Annotated in this window: 18 protein-coding genes; 8 read left to right on the forward strand and 10 right to left on the reverse strand. The window is 54.4% G+C overall.

Annotated elements, in window-relative coordinates:
• Positions 1-410: 410 nt before the first annotated feature.
• Positions 411-977: a D-glycero-beta-D-manno-heptose 1,7-bisphosphate 7-phosphatase gene (gene gmhB / locus ACTU3N_RS18500; RefSeq protein ID WP_443087588.1), complete on the reverse strand. Its 567-nt coding sequence runs from the start codon at positions 975-977 to the stop codon at positions 411-413.
• A 189-nt stretch (positions 978-1,166) separates the two neighbouring features.
• Here gmhB and metN point away from each other — a divergent pair, with 189 nt between their 5' ends.
• The 6 genes from metN (at position 1,167) to proS (ending at position 6,748) form a co-directional block, all read left to right on the forward strand.
• Positions 1,167-2,198, forward strand: coding sequence for a methionine ABC transporter ATP-binding protein MetN (gene metN, locus ACTU3N_RS18505; protein ID WP_443087589.1), 1,032 nt, complete (start codon positions 1,167-1,169; stop codon positions 2,196-2,198).
• Positions 2,191-2,844, forward strand: coding sequence for a methionine ABC transporter permease MetI (locus ACTU3N_RS18510; RefSeq protein ID WP_443087590.1), 654 nt, complete (start codon positions 2,191-2,193; stop codon positions 2,842-2,844). Before metN ends, ACTU3N_RS18510 begins: the two co-directional genes overlap by 8 nt.
• A gap of 37 nt (positions 2,845-2,881) precedes the next feature.
• Positions 2,882-3,697, forward strand: coding sequence for a MetQ/NlpA family lipoprotein (locus ACTU3N_RS18515; RefSeq protein WP_443087591.1), 816 nt, complete (start codon positions 2,882-2,884; stop codon positions 3,695-3,697).
• A 109-nt stretch (positions 3,698-3,806) separates the two neighbouring features.
• Positions 3,807-4,214, forward strand: a complete 408-nt coding sequence (rcsF, locus tag ACTU3N_RS18520; protein ID WP_443087592.1) for an Rcs stress response system protein RcsF — start codon at positions 3,807-3,809, stop codon at positions 4,212-4,214.
• Entirely contained in the window at positions 4,211-4,918 is a 708-nt protein-coding gene (gene tsaA / locus ACTU3N_RS18525) for a tRNA (N6-threonylcarbamoyladenosine(37)-N6)-methyltransferase TrmO (RefSeq protein WP_443087593.1), read from the forward strand. The genes rcsF and tsaA overlap by 4 nt, the downstream gene beginning before the upstream one ends.
• Positions 4,919-5,029: 111 nt before the next feature.
• Positions 5,030-6,748: a proline--tRNA ligase gene (proS, locus tag ACTU3N_RS18530; protein WP_443087594.1), complete on the forward strand. Its 1,719-nt coding sequence runs from the start codon at positions 5,030-5,032 to the stop codon at positions 6,746-6,748.
• Positions 6,749-6,798: 50 nt separating this feature from the next.
• Here the strand turns inward: proS and ACTU3N_RS18535 are convergent, their stop codons facing one another.
• The 4 genes from ACTU3N_RS18535 to ACTU3N_RS18550 all read right to left on the reverse strand — a co-directional run bounded on the left by ACTU3N_RS18535 (position 6,799) and on the right by ACTU3N_RS18550 (position 9,260).
• Complete coding sequence (locus tag ACTU3N_RS18535; protein ID WP_443087595.1) at positions 6,799-7,467, reverse strand: hypothetical protein; 669 nt, start codon at positions 7,465-7,467, stop codon at positions 6,799-6,801.
• Between the two features lie 107 nt (positions 7,468-7,574).
• A complete protein-coding gene (gene nlpE, locus ACTU3N_RS18540) occupies positions 7,575-8,267 on the reverse strand; it encodes an envelope stress response activation lipoprotein NlpE (protein WP_443087596.1) in 693 nt (230 codons plus the stop codon).
• Positions 8,268-8,298: 31 nt separating this feature from the next.
• Entirely contained in the window at positions 8,299-8,721 is a 423-nt protein-coding gene (gene arfB / locus ACTU3N_RS18545) for an alternative ribosome rescue aminoacyl-tRNA hydrolase ArfB (RefSeq protein ID WP_443087597.1), read from the reverse strand.
• Positions 8,718-9,260, reverse strand: a complete 543-nt coding sequence (locus tag ACTU3N_RS18550; protein ID WP_443087598.1) for a YaeQ family protein — start codon at positions 9,258-9,260, stop codon at positions 8,718-8,720. The genes arfB and ACTU3N_RS18550 overlap by 4 nt, the downstream gene beginning before the upstream one ends.
• Before the next feature lie 194 nt (positions 9,261-9,454).
• Between ACTU3N_RS18550 and ACTU3N_RS18555 the strand changes: the two genes are divergently transcribed.
• Both ACTU3N_RS18555 and rof read left to right on the forward strand, forming a co-directional pair.
• Positions 9,455-9,655: a YaeP family protein gene (locus ACTU3N_RS18555; RefSeq protein WP_443087599.1), complete on the forward strand. Its 201-nt coding sequence runs from the start codon at positions 9,455-9,457 to the stop codon at positions 9,653-9,655.
• Positions 9,642-9,902, forward strand: a complete 261-nt coding sequence (gene rof / locus ACTU3N_RS18560; RefSeq protein ID WP_443087600.1) for a Rho-binding antiterminator — start codon at positions 9,642-9,644, stop codon at positions 9,900-9,902. The genes ACTU3N_RS18555 and rof overlap by 14 nt, the downstream gene beginning before the upstream one ends.
• 31 nt (positions 9,903-9,933) lie before the next feature.
• On the opposite strand, the gene tilS is transcribed toward rof, so the two are convergent.
• From tilS to dnaE, 5 genes are all read right to left on the reverse strand, one after another.
• Positions 9,934-11,226, reverse strand: a complete 1,293-nt coding sequence (tilS, locus tag ACTU3N_RS18565) for a tRNA lysidine(34) synthetase TilS (protein ID WP_443087601.1) — start codon at positions 11,224-11,226, stop codon at positions 9,934-9,936.
• A gap of 63 nt (positions 11,227-11,289) precedes the next feature.
• Positions 11,290-11,676 carry a VOC family protein gene (locus ACTU3N_RS18570; RefSeq protein WP_443087658.1) on the reverse strand — a complete coding sequence of 129 codons (387 nt, stop codon included), beginning with the start codon at positions 11,674-11,676 and terminating at the stop codon, positions 11,290-11,292.
• Positions 11,677-11,736: 60 nt separating this feature from the next.
• A complete protein-coding gene (locus tag ACTU3N_RS18575; RefSeq protein ID WP_443087602.1) occupies positions 11,737-13,875 on the reverse strand; it encodes a lysine decarboxylase LdcC in 2,139 nt (712 codons plus the stop codon).
• A gap of 99 nt (positions 13,876-13,974) precedes the next feature.
• On the reverse strand, positions 13,975-14,934 hold the full coding sequence (gene accA / locus ACTU3N_RS18580; RefSeq protein ID WP_443087603.1) for an acetyl-CoA carboxylase carboxyl transferase subunit alpha: 960 nt from the start codon (positions 14,932-14,934) through the stop codon (positions 13,975-13,977).
• A gap of 12 nt (positions 14,935-14,946) precedes the next feature.
• Positions 14,947-18,429 carry a DNA polymerase III subunit alpha gene (gene dnaE / locus ACTU3N_RS18585; protein WP_443087604.1) on the reverse strand — a complete coding sequence of 1,161 codons (3,483 nt, stop codon included), beginning with the start codon at positions 18,427-18,429 and terminating at the stop codon, positions 14,947-14,949.
• Between the last annotated feature and the right edge of the window lie 19 nt (positions 18,430-18,448).

An 18,448-nucleotide genomic window follows, 5' to 3' on the forward strand; every position in this document is an offset into this window, starting at 1 on the left:
CGCCAGCGTTCAATCTGAGCCATGATCAAACTCTTCAATTTAAGTTTGATGCTCATGAATTAAACTTCGTAATGAATTACGTGTTCACTCGTGAGACTTGGTTATTCATTTAGCGTCCGAAGACGTTAAGAATCCAGTCACTCTGAGTGCCCACACAGATTGTCTGATAAATTGTTAAAGAGCAGTTGCGACGCGCTTTAGCGAACTGTCGCGAGGTGGCGTATATTACGCTTTCCTCTTAAAGAGTCAACCCCGATTCGCAGGATTTTTTCTCTTCAACCGACCCGGCTATTTGCGTGAAATGTTTCATCAGCGCCGTGTCGATGGAGGCGCATTATAGGGAGCCTGGCGGGAATGACAAGCGGAAAAATACATTTTTGTTTTAACCGCTCATCTTTTCGTCATAACGGTTATTTTTGGCGCTTTTTGATAGCCGCAGGCAGTTCTGCGAGGCTATTAATTACCCAGTCTGCACTACTTTCCGCTTCCGGCGTTACCGGTTTCCCCGAACGCACCAGCACTTTTGTTCCCACCTGCGCGGCCTCTGCCGCCTGCATATCTTCCATTTTATCGCCTACCATATAAGAAGCAGCCATATCGATGTGCAGATAGTCGCGCGCAGAGATAAGCATTCCCGGATGCGGCTTACGGCAATCGCAGACCTGGCGATATTCCTCGACACTCCCCTGCGGGTGATGCGGGCAATAATAGATGCCATCGAGATCGACACCCCGGTCTGCCAGCGACCAGTCCATCCATTCAGTTAATGTTTCAAATTGCGCTTCCGTGAATTTACCGCGCGCGATGCCGGATTGGTTAGTCACCAGCACCAGCGCAAAGCCCATTTCTTTTAATTCACGCATAGCATCAATGACACCTTCGATAAATTCGAAGCTATCTATTTCATGGACGTAACCGTGATCGACATTTATCGTGCCATCACGATCGAGAAAAATTGCAGGGACTGACTGTGCCACTTACTTTGCTCCTGAAAAAGGCATAGGGTTTTAGTATCTCACGTTTCACAATGCAGGAAAGTGCCACTTCATTCAGAGCGTCATTGATTTAGACGTCTGGATGCCTTAACATCCGCTGTGTTTACGGCATTCCCCGTAACAGGCAGAAGAAAATGCCACGGCTAACTCTTATACGATAAAAATAATCTAATGATTAAACTTTCGAACATTACAAAAGTGTTCCAGCAGGGGAACCGCACTATTCAGGCGCTCAATAATGTCAGCCTGCATGTCCCTGCCGGTCAAATTTATGGCGTTATTGGCGCATCCGGCGCGGGCAAAAGCACGCTGATCCGCTGCGTTAACCTGCTTGAGCGCCCGACGCAGGGCAGCGTGCTGGTCGATGGCCAGGAGCTGACGAAACTTTCAGAAGCAGATTTGACCAAAGCTCGCCGTCAAATTGGCATGATATTCCAGCACTTCAACTTGCTCGCCTCACGCACTGTGTTTGGTAACGTGGCGTTGCCCTTAGAGCTGGATAACACGCCTCGTGAAGAGATCAACCGCCGGGTGAAAGAACTGCTCGATCTGGTCGGTCTGAGCGATAAGCAAGACAGCTACCCGGCGAACCTTTCCGGTGGGCAGAAACAACGTGTGGCGATTGCCCGTGCGTTAGCCAGCACCCCAAAAGTGCTGCTGTGCGATGAAGCGACCAGCGCGCTCGATCCGGCAACAACCCGTTCCATTCTTGAACTGCTGAAGGATATTAACCGCCGTCTGGGCCTGACCATTTTGCTGATCACCCATGAAATGGACGTGGTGAAACGCATTTGCGACTGCGTGGCGGTCATCAGCAATGGCGAGTTGATTGAGCAGAATACGGTGAGTGAAGTCTTTTCTCACCCCAAAACGCCGCTGGCGCAGCAGTTTATTCAGTCCACGCTGCACCTGGATATTCCTGAAGATTATCTGCAACGTTTGCAGCCGCAACCGCAGGCGGACAGCGTGCCGATGCTGCGTATGGAATTTACCGGTCAGTCGGTGGACGCGCCGCTGCTCTCTGAAACAGCGCGTCGCTTCAATGTTAACAACAATATTATTAGCGCGCAGATGGATTACGCGGGCGGTGTGAAGTTCGGCATCATGCTGACCGAAATGCACGGTTCTCAACAGGATACGCAAGCCGCTATCGCCTGGCTGCAAGAACACCATGTAAAAATAGAGGTACTGGGTTATGTCTGAGGCAATGATGTGGCTATTTGCCCGCAGCATCTGGGAAACGTTGTTTATGACCTTTACCTCCGGTTTGCTGGGTTTCGTGGTAGGGCTGCCGTTCGGCGTACTGCTTTATGTCAGCCGTCCGGGCCAAATCATGGAAAACCCCGGTCTTTACCGCGTGATCTCGGCGCTGGTGAATATCTTCCGCTCGATACCTTTTATTATCCTGCTGGTCTGGATGATTCCATTCACTCGCGTGATTGTTGGTACCTCGATTGGCCTGTATGCGGTGATCGTTCCGCTAACCGTTGGCGCAGCGCCATTTATTGCCCGCATGGTGGAAAACACGCTGCTGGAGCTGCCTGCTGGCCTGATTGAAGCCTCACGCGCGATGGGTGCAACGCCGATGCAGATTATCCGTAAGGTTCTGCTGCCAGAAGCATTACCGGGTCTGATTAATGCCGCGACGATAACGCTTATCACTTTGGTCGGCTACTCCGCAATGGGCGGTGCCGTCGGTGCTGGCGGTTTGGGGCAACTGGGCATTCAGTATGGTTACGTAACCTATAATCCGTTAGTGATGAATACGGTACTGGTATTGCTCGTGGTTTTGGTTTACTTAATTCAATTCGCAGGCGATCGTATCGTCCGGGCTGTGACGCACAAATAACGTGACACACAACATTTTACTAGTAAGGAAATAGCACATGGCGTTTAAATTTAAGACCTTTGCCGCAGTAGGTGCCCTGCTCGGTTCTCTGGCGCTGGTCGGTTGCGGCCAGGACGAAAAAGATCCGAACCATATTAAGGTCGGAGTGATTGTCGGTGCGGAGCAGCAAGTTGCCGAAGTTGCGCAGAAAGTCGCTAAGGACAAATATGGTCTGGACGTTGAGCTGGTCACGTTTAATGATTACGTTCTGCCCAACGAAGCGCTGAGCAAAGGCGATATCGACGCCAACGCATTCCAGCACAAACCTTACCTCGACCAACAGATTAAAGATCGCGGTTTCAAACTGGTTCCGGTCGGTAACACCTTTGTCTACCCGATCGCTGGCTACTCGAAAAAAATCAAAGAGACCTCTGAGCTGCAGGATGGTTCTCAGGTTGCGGTGCCTAACGATCCGACCAACCTGGGCCGCTCTCTGTTACTGCTGCAAAAACAGGGTCTGATTAAACTGAAAGACGGTGTTGGCCTGCTGCCGAGCGTGCTGGATATCACCGAAAACCCTAAAAATCTGAAAATTGTTGAACTCGAAGCGCCGCAGCTGCCGCGTTCTCTGGACGATGCCCAGATTGCCCTGGCCGTTATCAACACCACTTACGCCAGTCAGATTGGCCTGACGCCGGAAAAAGATGGCATCTTTGTTGAAGACAAAGACTCCCCGTACGTGAACCTGATCGTTGCCCGTGAAGATAATAAAGACGCGGAGAACGTGAAGAAATTCGTTGAAGCTTACCATTCAGACGAAGTGAACGAAGCGGCAAACAAAGTCTTTAACGGCGGTGCGGTTAAAGGCTGGTAATCTCTTCAGTCTGTAATATCATTCAAGGCGGGCGAAAGCCCGTCTTGTCATTTTCGCACGCGCCTGATTCAATAAGCGGCGTTGAGAACACTACATTGAGGGATACATTATGCGTGCTTTACCGATCTGTTTATTAGCATTGACGCTAAGCGGCTGTTCTTTACTAAGCAGATCTCCTGTTGAGCCGGCAAAAAGCACCGCAGACGCGCCCAAAGCAGAGCCGGTAAAACCCAAAGTGACACGTCCTGCGCCGGTACGCATTATTACTGACGCGACAGAGCTGGTTGGCAAGCCCTTCCGCGATCTGGGCGAAGTGACCGGCGAATCCTGCCAGGCCACTAACCAGGACTCTCCGCCAAACATTCCAACGGCCCGTAAGCGCATGCAAATTGCCGCGTCGAAAAAAGCGAAAGCAAACGCGGTGCTGCTGCATAGCTGTGAAGTGACCAGCGGTGAAGCAGGCTGCTATCGCCAGGCGGTATGCGTTGGCTCGGCTCTCGACATTTCGGCGAAATGAGTACATTTGCGCTTGAGCAGATAGGGGTCATCCGTTCGCCATACAAAGAGAAGTTCGCCGTACCGCGACAGCCAGGACTGGTGAAACACGGCAGCGGCGAGCTTCATCTGCTTGCCCCTTATAATCAAGCCGATGCCGTGCGCGGCCTCGAAGGTTTCAGCCATCTGTGGGTGCTGTTTATTTTCCATCAAACGATGGAAGGTGGATGGCGTCCCACCGTGCGCCCGCCTCGCCTTGGCGGAAACGCGCGAATGGGCGTCTTTGCCACACGTTCGACGTTTCGCCCTAACCCGATAGGCATGTCGTTGGTGGAACTTGTCGATATTCATTGCCATAAAGATCGGGTGATTTTGCGCCTGGGCAGCCTGGATTTGGTTGATGGGACGCCGGTCGTGGATATCAAGCCTTACCTGCCCTTTGCCGAAGCGCTCCCCGATGCCAAAGCCAGCTATGCGCAACAGCCGCCTGCCGCTGAGGTAGAAGTGTCGTTTACGCCGCAGGTCGAGGCGCAGTTTGCCGGGCTGGAAAACCGTTATCCACACCTGAAAGCCTTTTTGCAGGAGGTGCTGGCGCAAGATCCGCGCCCGGCCTATCGCAAAGAAGAAGAGCAGGGAAAATCGTACGCCGTCTGGCTACTGGATTTTAACGTGCGCTGGCGTGTGACGGCCGCTGGTTTTGAAGTGTTTGCGCTTGAGGCGCGCTAATTTTATCTCCCTCTCTTTTGGCAACTCTGCCAGGCTGATAAACTAAACCACTTTTTTTGTGTCAGGTCTGATTAAGGCCTGTTCCGATTGTCCAAATGGAACCGTAACAACATGCGTACTAGCCAATATCTGCTCTCCACCCTTAAGGAGACGCCTGCCGACGCCGAAGTCATTAGCCACCAGCTGATGCTGCGCGCCGGGATGATCCGCAAACTGGCCTCCGGGTTGTACACCTGGCTGCCGACCGGTCTGCGCGTCCTGAAAAAAGTCGAAAACATCGTGCGTGAAGAGATGAATAACGCCGGGGCGATTGAGGTGTCCATGCCAGTGGTGCAACCGGCAGACCTGTGGCAGGAAAGCGGCCGCTGGGAGCAGTACGGCCCGGAACTGCTGCGTTTTGTTGATCGCGGCGATCGTCCGTTTGTGCTCGGCCCGACGCATGAAGAGGTGATAACCGATCTTATCCGTAACGAGCTGAGCTCCTATAAACAGCTGCCGTTAAACTTCTTCCAGATCCAGACCAAGTTCCGTGACGAAGTGCGCCCACGTTTTGGCGTCATGCGCTCCCGTGAATTCCTGATGAAAGATGCGTATTCATTCCATACCTCTCAGGAATCGCTGCAAGAGACTTATGATGCGATGTATAGCGCGTACAGCAAAATCTTCAGCCGTATGGGGCTGGATTTCCGCGCGGTTCAGGCTGATACCGGCTCCATCGGCGGGAACGCTTCGCACGAGTTCCAGGTGCTGGCGCAGAGCGGCGAAGATGATGTGATTTTCTCTGACTCGTCCGACTACGCGGCCAATATTGAGTTTGCCGAAGCGCTGGCACCGCAAACTGCGCGCGCGCCGGCAACCCAGGAAATGACGCTGGTCGATACGCCGAATGCAAAAACCATCGCCGATCTGGTTGAGCAGTTTAATCTGCCCATTGAAAAGACCGTTAAGACGCTGCTGGTGAAAGCGGTGGAAGGGAGCAGCTACCCGCTGGTTGCCCTGCTGGTTCGCGGCGATCATGAGCTGAATGAAGTCAAAGCAGAGAAGCTGCCGCAGGTTGCTGCGCCGCTCACCTTTGCAACCGAAGCTGAAATCCGCGCGGTAATTGCCGCAGGTCCTGGCTCTCTCGGCCCGGTCAATATGCCTGTTCCGGTGGTGATTGACCGTTCAGTTGCCGTGATGAGTGATTTCGCAGCCGGTGCGAATATCGATGGTAAACACTATTTCGGCATCAACTGGGATCGCGACGTTGCCACCCCGGAAGTGGCGGATATTCGTAACGTGGTAGCTGGCGATCCGAGCCCGGATGGCAAAGGCACGCTGCTGATTAAGCGCGGTATCGAAGTCGGTCACATCTTCCAGCTCGGCACCAAGTACTCTGAAGCGCTGAATGCTGCGGTGCAGGGTGAAGATGGCCGCAACCAGATCCTGACGATGGGGTGCTACGGTATTGGCGTAACGCGCGTTGTGGCTGCCGCGATTGAGCAGAACCACGATGAGCGCGGGATCGTCTGGCCGGAAGCCATTGCGCCGTTCCAGGTCGCCATTCTGCCGATGAATATGCACAAATCTTACCGTGTGCAGGAACTGGCGGAAAAACTCTACGCAGAACTGCGCGCGCAGGGTATTGAAGTACTGATGGACGACCGTAAAGAACGCCCCGGCGTGATGTTTGCCGATATGGAGCTTATCGGTATTCCGCACACTATCGTCATTGGCGATCGTAACCTTGATAACGACGATATCGAATACAAATACCGTCGTAACGGCGAGAAACAGCTGATTAAAACCGGGGAAATCCTCAATTACCTGGTCAAGGCCATCAAAGGTTAACGCAAAAAAATGGAGTGCCAGAGGCACTCCATTTTTTATTCCGCACCGCCCTACTGCTGAAGCCGCAGCTCGCGCTCGCGTGCTGCTTTGAACAATCCGGCTTCCAGCGCGCTCATCTGAGATACCGGTTTATCTGACGATGCACTTTCAGTCGGCTTTGCCACTGGCTCAGACGCTTTCTGCGCACCCGCCATACGCGCACGTAATGCATCACGCAAATCCAGCGCTATTTTCTCTGCACGCGGCGTCAGCGTTGCTTCATCAGACGGGGCTCGTACCATAGGCAGAGCGCCATGTCTGGTCCCTTCAAGCTGTTTTGCCAGCATTTCGCCCATCGCCTTAAGCTTCTGCTCGCCGCCTTGTTGCAAAAAACTGTTGCTCGCAAGCTTAACGGGGCTCAAATCCACAGCCATTGTTTGCACCTGTGGTTTTGCACTATCCGTTACATCCGGCGTTTTAATTGTGCCCGATGCGATGCCTTCCTGGAATTTGCGCTCTATTGCTTGCTGGATCATTTCTGCGGTTGGCTGCGGAGCCTGACGCTTACGCAACAGGGAAAACTGTGCCGGGGCGTCCTGGTTTTTTGCCAGAGATACCGGTGAATTACCGACGGATGCCACTCTCGCCATAAAACCAGCCAGTTGAACCGGCTGGCTTTTGGCGGCCTGGCCTAACGCCATAACGCCTTGCACAATGCGGGGGAAATTTACTCTAATCATTGCTGACTCGTTCCAGTTAAAAACCATGATTCTGAGTAGTTAATCTGGATTAAACTTTCAAAAAACGATTAGAAAATATGCGATAAGCGAAAAGAGGTATATTCACCTCAATCGTCGCATCCTTTATCAATATCAAACTCACCTTTCGTGGTTGTCACCAGTACTTTTTGCGCCGCCCCTGTATCCGGGTTCGGTTGCAAAGCAAAATGCCCTTTTATCACCAGTAAGACGGGTTTGGTTTGCGTTCCGCGCGCAGCGGCGTAATCGCGCTCCAGCTGAGCATTGCTGGCAACCATAATTTGCTGGCCAGTGGCACAGTCGGTAAATACCGCCGCATCTGCCCTGTACATATACATGCCGCGCAGGGTCATGGACGTGGCGGGCAGCGCGGCCTTGACCGGTTGTAACGTATAGTTCAGCGTTGACTCAATCGGGTTGCCCTCGGAATCAAGCATCTCCAGAGCATCACCTTTCGCGTGAAAATAGGTTTTTTCGCCGTCGCTATCGGTCAGAATGAGTTTATCGGCGGTGCGCGCCCAGCGCCCATAGGAGGCAAAGCTGGCAGGCTCCTTCGCCCCCAGATAGCGCTGATTCATCACCCAGCTGCCATCTTTTTCCAGAAACAGCGACGTCTCAATGCCTTCACAATCCGCGCAGGGTAAAACACCGCGCCAGCTTTGCTGCATCGATTTTAGTTCTTCAACCTGGGTTGGTTGTACCGTCTCTACATCACGGTTGTTACAACCCATCAGCGAAAAAAATACACACCCTGCCAGCACCGTTAAAATCGCTTTTTTCACGTTCCCTTCCTTTTATAAGCCCTGTTACCCGTCACCCTTCATGGCGACGCACTTTTCCGCGTAGCGCTTTTACTGATGATTTTTGCGCCTTACCTGCCAGCCGACGCTCTTTTGAAGCACGCGTCGGGCGGGTGGCCCTGCGGCTTTTTTGCACTACGGTCAATTCTTTGATCAGCGCCACCAGCCGGGCTATCGCCGCCTCGCGGTTCATCTCCTGGCTACGGTACTCCTGCGCTTTGATAATTATCCAGCCGTCTCCTGAGATCAGATGGTGCGAGGCCTCCAGCAAACGCGCCTTGTAGTACTCTGGCAGGCTTGAGGCCCGAATGTCAAAGCGCAAATGGATGGCGGTCGAGCTTTTATTAACATGCTGACCGCCCGCGCCTTGCGCCCGCACAGCGGTGATCGTCAGCTCCTCCTCGGGGATAGACACCGTTCGGGAGATTTCAATCATGACTGCTGCCAGGCTTCAAAATGGAACTCCCGGTTCTGGCTATCGTCCGAGAGCCAGATTGCGCCTTCCTGCAACGTCGCCTGTAATGTCATGGTGCGCCCGGCAAAAGCGCTCAGCGCCGCCAGCTGTTCATCATCCAGATACCAGATGCTCAGATTAGTAAAACCAGCGCAGCGCGCTTGATTTTGCTGCCACCAGATTTGCGCCGCCCGTGAATTATAGGTAAACAGCGCGACCTCTTTCGCCTGGGTGCAGGCTTTCTTCAGCCGCTTTTCGTCAGGTAAACCCAGCTCTATCCACAGATCAATGCCAAGATAGTCATTGCGTAGCCAGGCTTCGGGTTCGTCTTCTGCGCATAAACCGCGCGTGAATTGCAGACGCTCGTCGGCATATTTTATCCATGCCAGCAGGCGCAGCATCATGCGCTCCTGTGTTTCGGAAGGATGACGGGCCAGCGTTAGTGCGGCATCTAAAAACTGATTACGATCCAGGTCGGCCACATTCACCGCTGCTTTATAAATTGTCGCTTTAAGCGCCATAACATCCCTCCTGCATAAATTGGTGCTCATTGTAGCGAATCTACGCATAACGCGCTGTTATCTCTTGCTCCCCGGTATTTATTGAAAAGCTTAATGGTTAACAAGGTGTGTTATAGTCACCTTGCGAAACAGAGCTAACCTTCGTAGGCTTAGTGTTATCTCACAGTAACGTCAGGTTGCTGACAGGAGGTGATGTGAACAATTATTGTGAGTTAGTGCGTAAACGCTATGCGGAAATCGCCAGCGGAGAGCTGGGCTATGTCCCGGACGCGCTGGGGTGCGTATTAAAAGTGCTGAATGAAGTGGCGTCGGATGACACCCTTTCAGAGTCGGTCAGAGAAAAGTCGGCATATGCAGCCGCGAACTTACTGGTGAGCGATTATGTCAATGAATGATGACTATCAACCCATCAATTGTGATGATTATGACAACCTTGAACTCGCCTGCCAGCATCATCTGTTACTGGCGCTGGAACTGAAAGATGGCGAGGTGCTCAATGCCAGGGCTAACGATTTAGTCTCTCGTAAAAACGTAGAATATCTGGTAGTTGAGGCAGCCGGTGCAACGCGCGAGCTGCGTCTCGACAAAATTACCAGCTTCAGCCATCCTGAAATCGGCACCGTTGTGGTGAGCGAGTCCTGATTATTTTGGCGGGCAGCGCATATGTTGCCCGTTATCTTTGCCACTCCAGGCGTACTCCCTGCTCGCCCTCGCCCTTCTGACCTTGTTGCGTAACAAACCGATCCGCTGCCGCAATCAACGTCTCGCCGTAGAACAGCAGCGGCGTGGTGTCACGCAGCCAGGGCGCAACCTCCAGCTCCTGCCAGATTTTCTTAAGCTTACGCCCGCCGCTGCGCCCGACAATATGTAACAAACCCGGTGCCTGAAAGCGCACGCTAACCGTTTCCTGTGGCTCCGGTGCGCGCAGCTCCCCTCCCGGCAGTAAAAATAACGAACCTAACGCATCCGGCAGGGTAAGCGTGCCGGGCAGCGCCCATATAAGCTCGGTGTCGCGCTGACCTGCAATGTTTTTAACCCACCACAGGCAGTCCTGAAAACGGCGCACCGCAAACTCGCCAAAACGCAGGCAAGGCGTGGCGTCCTCGCGTGCCAGCGCGACTTCCTGCCAGATTCGGTTCAGCATCGCGCGCGAGGGCATCACCGCGCCCTGCTGTGCCAGCCAGCGGCGTAACAGCGCGGCGCGCCGGACATCGCTGAGTTCACGCAATGAGGCGATACGTAACGCACCGTTATCCGCGATCGCAGCCGCAAGCTCTTGCGCCAGTAGCTCATCAAGCAACTGTTCCTGCTCGCCACACAGCGCCGCGCTGCGCGCTGTCGCCTGCGCAAAATGCGGCCAGCGGGCCATCAGACGGGGCAAAACCTCTAAACGCAGAAAATTACGATCGAAGCTGGCATCGCCGTTGCTTTCGTCCTCAATCCAGCTCAGGGCGTACTGCTGCGCCCATTGTTCAAGCGTGCCCCGGCTGTGGCGAAGCAGCGGGCGGATAAGCTGTGTGCCGGCAAACGGCATGCGCTCAGGCATCGCGGCCAGCCCCGCCGGGCCGCTGCCGCGCTTTAATGCCAGCAAAAAAGTTTCGCACTGATCGTCCAGATGCTGGGCGGTAAGCAGCACTTCGCCAGGCATCAGTGCATCAGCGAACGCCTGATAGCGCGCTGCACGCGCCTGCGCTTCAATGCCTTCGCCATTATTTACCAGCGTGACGCGCACCACCACCAGAGGGATTTGCCATTGCGCGCAGAGCTGCTCGCAGTGCGCCACCCAGCTATCGGCAAACGGGCTAAGCCCATGATGAACATGGATTGCACGCAGTTGTACACCCGGCTGTCGGGTGCGCAAAAGCAGCAACTGGTGCAGCAAGACGGTCGAATCCAACCCGCCGCTAAATGCCACCAGAAAATGGCGCGCGTCGGCGGGCAGCGATACAAACAGTGGCGTGGTCATAGGAACATTCAATACAGAGATAGTGCCCGGCACGTTACCGGGCAATCTTAAGCCTGGCAAGCATTACTGCTGGTACAGCTCCAGCGGCAAACCGTCGGGGTCGTTAAAAAAGGTAAAACGTTTGTCGGTACACGGATCGATGCGAACCTCTTCGCATTTTACGCCATGCGCGGTGAGATGAGCTACTGCCTGGTCAATATCATCAACGCTGAACGCCAGATGGCGCAGGCCGCAGGCTTCCGGGCGGCTGGGACGCTGGGGTGGAAAAGGGAACGAAAACAGCTCAATAACATACTCCCCGTTCAGGGCAAGATCGCCTTTCCACGAATCGCGCGCTTCACGGTAGACTTCGCTTTGCAGCGTAAAACCGAGGATATCGCAATAGAATGCTTTGCTCTTTGCATAATCAGTTGCAATGATGGCGATATGATGAACTTTTTTTAATCCCAGCATGATTTCTCCTTTTTACGTCACCCAAACTTACGCCCGCCTGCCGCAGCCCGCAAGTTATCAGCGCGCTTTTAGGACTCGTACCCGGTAGACGCCTTCCTCGTCACGCTTCGTGCCGTGAATATCTGTCTCAAACCCTGGATAGTGACGGCCAATCGCGCAAAGCATCAGCAGAAAATCCAGCACCGCCCGGCTGTGTTCGGTGATTTTTTCCCCCGGCATCACCAGCGGCACACCGGGCGGGTAAGGTAGGATCATATTGGCCGAGACGCGCCCGACCAGATTCTCCAGTTCGACCGTTTCGACATCTCCCTGAATCTGCCGCTGCCAGGCCTGGTGCGGTGTTAAGGTCATCTCCGGCAGCACATCGAAGGCCTGCAACATCAGGCGCGGCAGATCGTGCTGGCGAATAAGCTTATGGATCCCTTGCGCCAGATCCTGGATGCGCATGTTACGGTAGAAGTCCGGATCTTCGGCGTAGAGATCCGGCAGCATATTTTTCACCCGCAGGTTGAGATCGTAGGCGCGTTTAAACTCCATCAGCCCGCGCAATAGCCCCATCGCTCGGGTCTTATCAATGCCAATACTGAACAAAAACAGCAGGTTGTACGGCCCGGTTTTTTCTACCACCACGCCGCGCTCATCAAGAAATTTCGCCACCAGCGCGGCAGGGATCCCCTCTTCGCTCATGACACCCTGCTCATCCATGCCCGGCGTCAGGATCGTGACTTTGACCGGATCGAGAAACATATGGTTGGCATCCGCATCGCGAAAACCATGCCATTGCGCGTTGGGCGTCACCGGCCAGCAGTCGGCTTCGTCTATCTCCGCTGGCTGCCAGATATCAAAAAACCAGCCGTCCGCCTCCTCTTTCAGTCGCTGAACCTCTTTGCGAAAGTGCAGCGCCCGTTCCACCGAGCGGTTAATCAGCCGCTTACCCGGATTGCCACGCAGCATCGCCGCCGCCGTTTCAATCGAAGCCACCAGCGGATAACTCGGCGAGGTGGTGGTATGCATCATAAAAGCTTCGTTAAAGGTATCTTCGTCATATTCTCCCTTTATATGAATAAGCGATGCCTGGGAGAATGCCGCCAGCATTTTATGCGTCGATTGCGTTTCAAAAATCACTTTTCCCGGCACTCGCTCGCCGCTCATGCCGCTCTTTCCCGCATAGATCGGGTGAAAATTGGTGTAGGGCACCCACGCTGAATCGAAATGGATCGACGGGACTTTGAGCGTTTTTTTGATCCAGTCAGTGTTATAAAGCAGGCCGTCGTAGGTGGAGTTGGTGATAACCGCATGCACCGGCCAGCTGGCGCCGGTGGTTGTTGCCACTTTTTGCTCGATACTGGCTTCGCTAAATTCCCGCCGGGGAATACCGCCCAAAATGCCCAGCGCATTGCGTCCTGGTTTTAGCCAGAGCGGCACCACATCGCTCATCATCAGCAAATGGGCGAGCGATTTATGGCAGTTGCGGTCAATGAGCAGCGTACTGCCAGCGGGGGCTGCGTACATGCCGACTATTTTGTTGGAGGTCGAGGTCCCGTTGGTCACCATATAGCTCTGCTCGGCGCCGAACGTGCGCGCGATATACTCCTCGGCCTCCAGGTGCGGGCCGGTATGATCAAGCAGCGATCCCAGCTCCGTCACGGAGATCGAGACATCGGCTTTTAACGTATTGCCGCCGAAAAAGTCGTAGAACAAACAGCCAACCGGGCTTTTTTGATAGGCGGTACCTGCCATATGCCCTGGCGTGCAGAAGGTGTACTTTCCCTCCTGCACATAGGTAAACAGCGCCCTGGTGAAGGGTGGCGTGATGTTTTCCAGATATTCTTTAGTGTACTGTGCGATGCGCGTCGCGATATCGTCGGCAACGCCAAGCGCATATTCAAAAAACCACAGCGCCATACGCATATCCTGGGCGCTGATATCCATCGTCGAATGGGTGTTGATAAAGGCGTAGAGCGGCAGGTATTCATTGAGCTGATTAATTTCGCTGCACAATTCGACCGAGTATTCATCCCAGTCAAAGATAACGCCGCAGATGCGCGGGTTATGTTCGATAAATTTCAGCAGGTCAGCACGGTTTTGTGGCCTGATCAGCTGAAAGCCTTTGCGCTGTAATGCCTGCTCCAGTTCTTTAATCGGCTCATCTTTGTAGAAAACCCCCTGCGCTCCCATTATGGCAATAATATTCACAGCTACCTCCTTTAAAAACATCCACTAAGCATAGTTGAGGTAAACCGCAGGCATAAAAAAGCCGCACACAAGGTGCGGCCTGGTAACGATACATGAGGATCAGGCGTAGCCGTAGCTCATCAGACGCTGGTAACGGCGGTTACGCAGATCGTCTTTGCTCAGCACATCCAGGTCGGCAAGATCGGCCAACAGCTGCGCTTTCAGCGAAGCCGCCATTGCTTCCGGGTTGCGATGCGCGCCGCCCAGCGGTTCCGGAACAATGGAGTCGATCAGTTTTAGCTCTTTCAGGCGCGGCGCGATGATGCCCATCGCTTCGGCAGCCAGCGGAGCTTTGTCGGCGCTTTTCCACAAAATGGATGCGCAACCTTCCGGCGAGATAACCGAATAGGTGCTGTATTGCAGCATGTTCACCTTGTCGCCAACGCCAATCGCCAGCGCACCGCCGGAACCACCTTCACCAATCACGGTGCAGATAATCGGTACGTTCAGACGCGACATTTCGCGCAGGTTACGCGCAATGGCTTCTGACTGGCCGCGCTCTTCAGCGCCAACGCCAGGGTACGCGCCTGGGGTGTCGATAAAGGTAATGATCGGCATATTGAAACGCTCGGCCATTTCCATCAGGCGCAGCGCTTTGCGGTAGCCTTCCGGTGCCGGCATACCAAAATTGCGGCGAATTTTCTCTTTGGTTTCACGACCTTTCTGATGACCAATGATCATCACCGGACGCCCGTCCAGACGCGCGATACCGCCAACGATGGCTTTATCGTCGGCATAAGCACGGTCGCCTGCCAGCTCGTCGAACTCGTCAAAAGCCAGACGGACGTAATCCAGCGTATAAGGACGCAGCGGATGGCGTGCCAGCTGAGCAACCTGCCATGCACCCAGATCGGCGAAGATTTTGCGCGTCAGCTCTACGCTTTTTTCGCGCAGACGATGCACTTCTTCGTCAATGTTAATATCCAGTTTTTCATCCTGACGGCCAACGGCGGTCAGAGAATCGATTTTCGCTTCCAGCTCGGCAATCGGCTGTTCGAAATCAAGGAAATTCAGACTCATAGTATTCCTGTATTAGTCAAACTCCAGTTCCACCTGCTCCGAACCTATGAGGCCACGCAAATCGTTGAGTAAACGATCGCTCGGAGAGACACGCCAGGTTGCGCCGAAACGTAACCGTGCGCGTGCATCCGCCCTCTGATAGTAGAGATGTACTGGAATGGTTCCCGAGCGATGGGGTTCCAGAGACTGACGGAGTCGGTTTAAAAGCTGGTCATCAATTTGCCTGTCCGTCAGCGAGATAGCAAGCCCACGGGCGTATTTTTCCCGGGCTTCGTCAATGTCCATAACTTCGCGGGCAGTCATTTTAAGCCCGCCGCTGAAGTCATCAAAGCTGACCTGTCCGCTGACGATAAGTATGCGGTCTTTTTCCAGCAAATGCTGGTATTTATCCAGTGCGTCGGTGAATAACATCACCTCCAGACGCCCGGAACGGTCATCCAGCGTACAGATGCCGATACGATTGCCGCGCTTGGTGACCATAACCCGCGCGGCAATGACGAGCCCCGCCGCCGTGGTCACTTTCCCACGTTCGGTCGGATGCATGTCTTTGAGCCTGTTGCCGCCGACATAGCGCTCAATTTCTTTTAAATACTGGTTAATCGGGTGCCCCGTCAGGTATAAGCCTAACGTTTCCCGCTCGCCATCAAGCTGCACCTGCTCCGGCCACGGCTGGCAGTTGGCGTAGGACTGCTCAATTTGCTCCGGCTCTTCCGCCAGTACGCCAAACATATCCGCCTGGCCGATAGCTTCCGCTTTTGCGTGCTGATCGGCGGCTTTCAACGCATCGCCCAGCGAGTTCATCAGCGCTGCGCGATGCGGCCCGAGACGGTCGAACGCCCCGGACATAATCAGTTTTTCCAGCACCCGGCGGTTCAGCTTTTTGATATCGGTGCGGGCGCATAAATCGAACAGCTCGCGGAAGTAGCCGCCGTTATTGCGCGCTTCGATAATCGCTTCAATCGGCCCTTCGCCCACGCCTTTAATCGCGCCGATGCCATAAACAATTTCACCGTCGTCGTTGACGTGAAAATGGTAGAGACCTGAGTTAATGTCCGGCGGCAGAATTTTCAGCCCCATGCGCCAGCATTCATCCACCAGGCCCACCACCTTCTCGGTGTTGTCCATATCAGCGGTCATTACCGCCGCCATAAACTCCGCCGGATAGTGCGCTTTGAGCCACAGCGTTTGGTATGAAACCAAAGCATAGGCAGCAGAGTGCGATTTGTTAAACCCGTAACCGGCAAATTTCTCTACCAGGTCAAAGATTTTCATCGCCAGCTCGCCGTCGATGCCGTTCTTCTGCGCCCCTTCAGCAAAGGTGCCGCGCTGTTTGGCCATCTCTTCCGGCTTTTTCTTACCCATCGCACGACGCAGCATATCCGCGCCGCCGAGGGTATAACCGGAAAGCACCTGGGCTATCTGCATCACCTGTTCCTGGTACAGGATGATGCCGTAGGTCGGCTCCAGTACCGGCTTCAGGCTTTCGTGCTGCCACTGAACGTCCGGGTAGGATATCTCTTCACGCCCGTGCTTACGGTCAATAAAGTTATCTACCATGCCCGACTGCAACGGCCCCGGGCGGAACAGGGCCACCAGCGCTATCATATCTTCGAAGCAGTCAGGTTGCAGGCGCTTGATAAGATCTTTCATGCCGCGGGATTCAAGCTGGAACACCGCCGTGGTTTCCGAGCGTTGCAGCATATCGAAGCTTTTTTTGTCGTCCAGCGGAATGGCGGCGATATCCAGCGGCGGCTCGCCATTTTTCTCACGCCGGGCGTTTATCATTTCCAGCGCCCAGTTAATGATGGTCAGCGTGCGCAAACCGAGGAAGTCGAACTTCACCAGGCCTGCATATTCGACGTCGTTTTTATCAAACTGGGTGACCGGATGCTGCCCGGCTTCATCGCAATAAAGCGGGGCAAAATCGGTGATTTTCGTCGGCGCGATAACCACGCCACCGGCGTGTTTCCCGGCGTTTCGCGTTACCCCTTCGAGCTTACGCGCCATATCGATCAGCGCTTTGACTTCTTCGTCTGCCTCGTAAATTTCCGGCAGCTGCGGCTCGGCTTCAAACGCTTTGGCGAGCGTCATGCCAGGGTCAGGCGGCACCAGCTTCGAGATCCTGTCGACAAAGCCGTACGGGTGCCCCAGCACGCGCCCAACGTCGCGGATAACCGCTTTCGCCGCCATGGTTCCGAAGGTAATTATCTGCGATACCGCGTCGCGCCCGTACATTTCCGCCACGTGCTCAATAACCTGGTCGCGCTTCTCCATACAGAAGTCGACGTCAAAGTCAGGCATTGAGACGCGCTCCGGGTTCAGGAAGCGTTCGAACAGCAGGTCAAACTCCAGCGGATCAAGGTCGGTAATTTTTAGCGCGTAGGCGACAAGCGAACCGGCACCGGAGCCGCGCCCCGGCCCCACCGGGACACCGTTATCTTTCGACCACTGGATAAACTCCATCACGATGAGGAAGTAGCCAGGGAAGCCCATCTGGTTAATAACCTGAAGTTCGATATCAAGACGCTCATCGTAAGGCGGGCGCTTTTCTGCGCGGACTTGCTCATCCGGGAACAGAAAGGCGAGGCGCTCTTCCAGGCCCTCTTTCGATTTTTTTACCAAATAATCTTCTGTCGACATGTCGCCCGTGGGGAACTGCGGCAGGAAGTATTCGCCCAGGCGCACGGTAACGTTGCAGCGCTTGGCGATTTCGACCGTATTTTCCAGCGCTTCAGGAATATCGGAGAACAGCTCGCACATCTCCTCCTCGCTGCGCATATATTGCTGCGGGGAGTAGTTACGCGGGCGTTTTGGGTCATCAAGGGTAAAACCGTCGTGGATAGCCACGCGGATTTCATGGGCGTCAAAATCGCCCTCTTCCAGGAAACGCACGTCGTTGGTCGCGACAACCGGCACCCCTTGCGCTTCTGCAAGCTGCACTGCCGCGTGCAGGTAAGCCTCTTCGTCAGGGCGACCTGTACGAATTAATTCCAGGAAGTAGCGATCGGCAAAGTGTTCGCTATAGAAAGCGAGACACTGCTCCGCCAGCGCGCTATTGCCGCGCAACAGGCATTTGCCGACATCGCCCATACGCCCGCCGGAGAGCAGGATAAGCCCTTCGTTCAGCTCCAGCAGCCAGTCGCGATCGATCCACGGCCCCTGAGCGCCGTAGCCACGCTGATAGGCGCGGGATATCAGCAAAGTCAGGTTCTGATAGCCGGTATTGTTGGCCGCAAGGACCGTCAGCTGCGTAAGTTCATCACCCAGGAGATCGCACTGGACGTGGAAATCAGCACCGACAATGGGCTTCATCCCTGCGCCGTGTGCCGTTCCGTAAAACTTCACCAGACCGCACAGGTTGGTGAAATCCGTAATGGCCAGCGCAGGCATGCCAAGCGCGGCCGCCTTTTTCACCAGCGGCGCGGTTTTCGCCAGCCCGTCTATCATGGAGTAGTCGCTATGCACCCGCAGGTGTACGAAACGTGGTTCAGCCATTTTTCACTTACCAGCCTTT

The organism is Vagococcus sp. WN89Y, assembly GCF_052220145.1.
In the GTDB taxonomy this organism is placed as follows: domain Bacteria; phylum Pseudomonadota; class Gammaproteobacteria; order Enterobacterales; family Enterobacteriaceae; genus Kosakonia.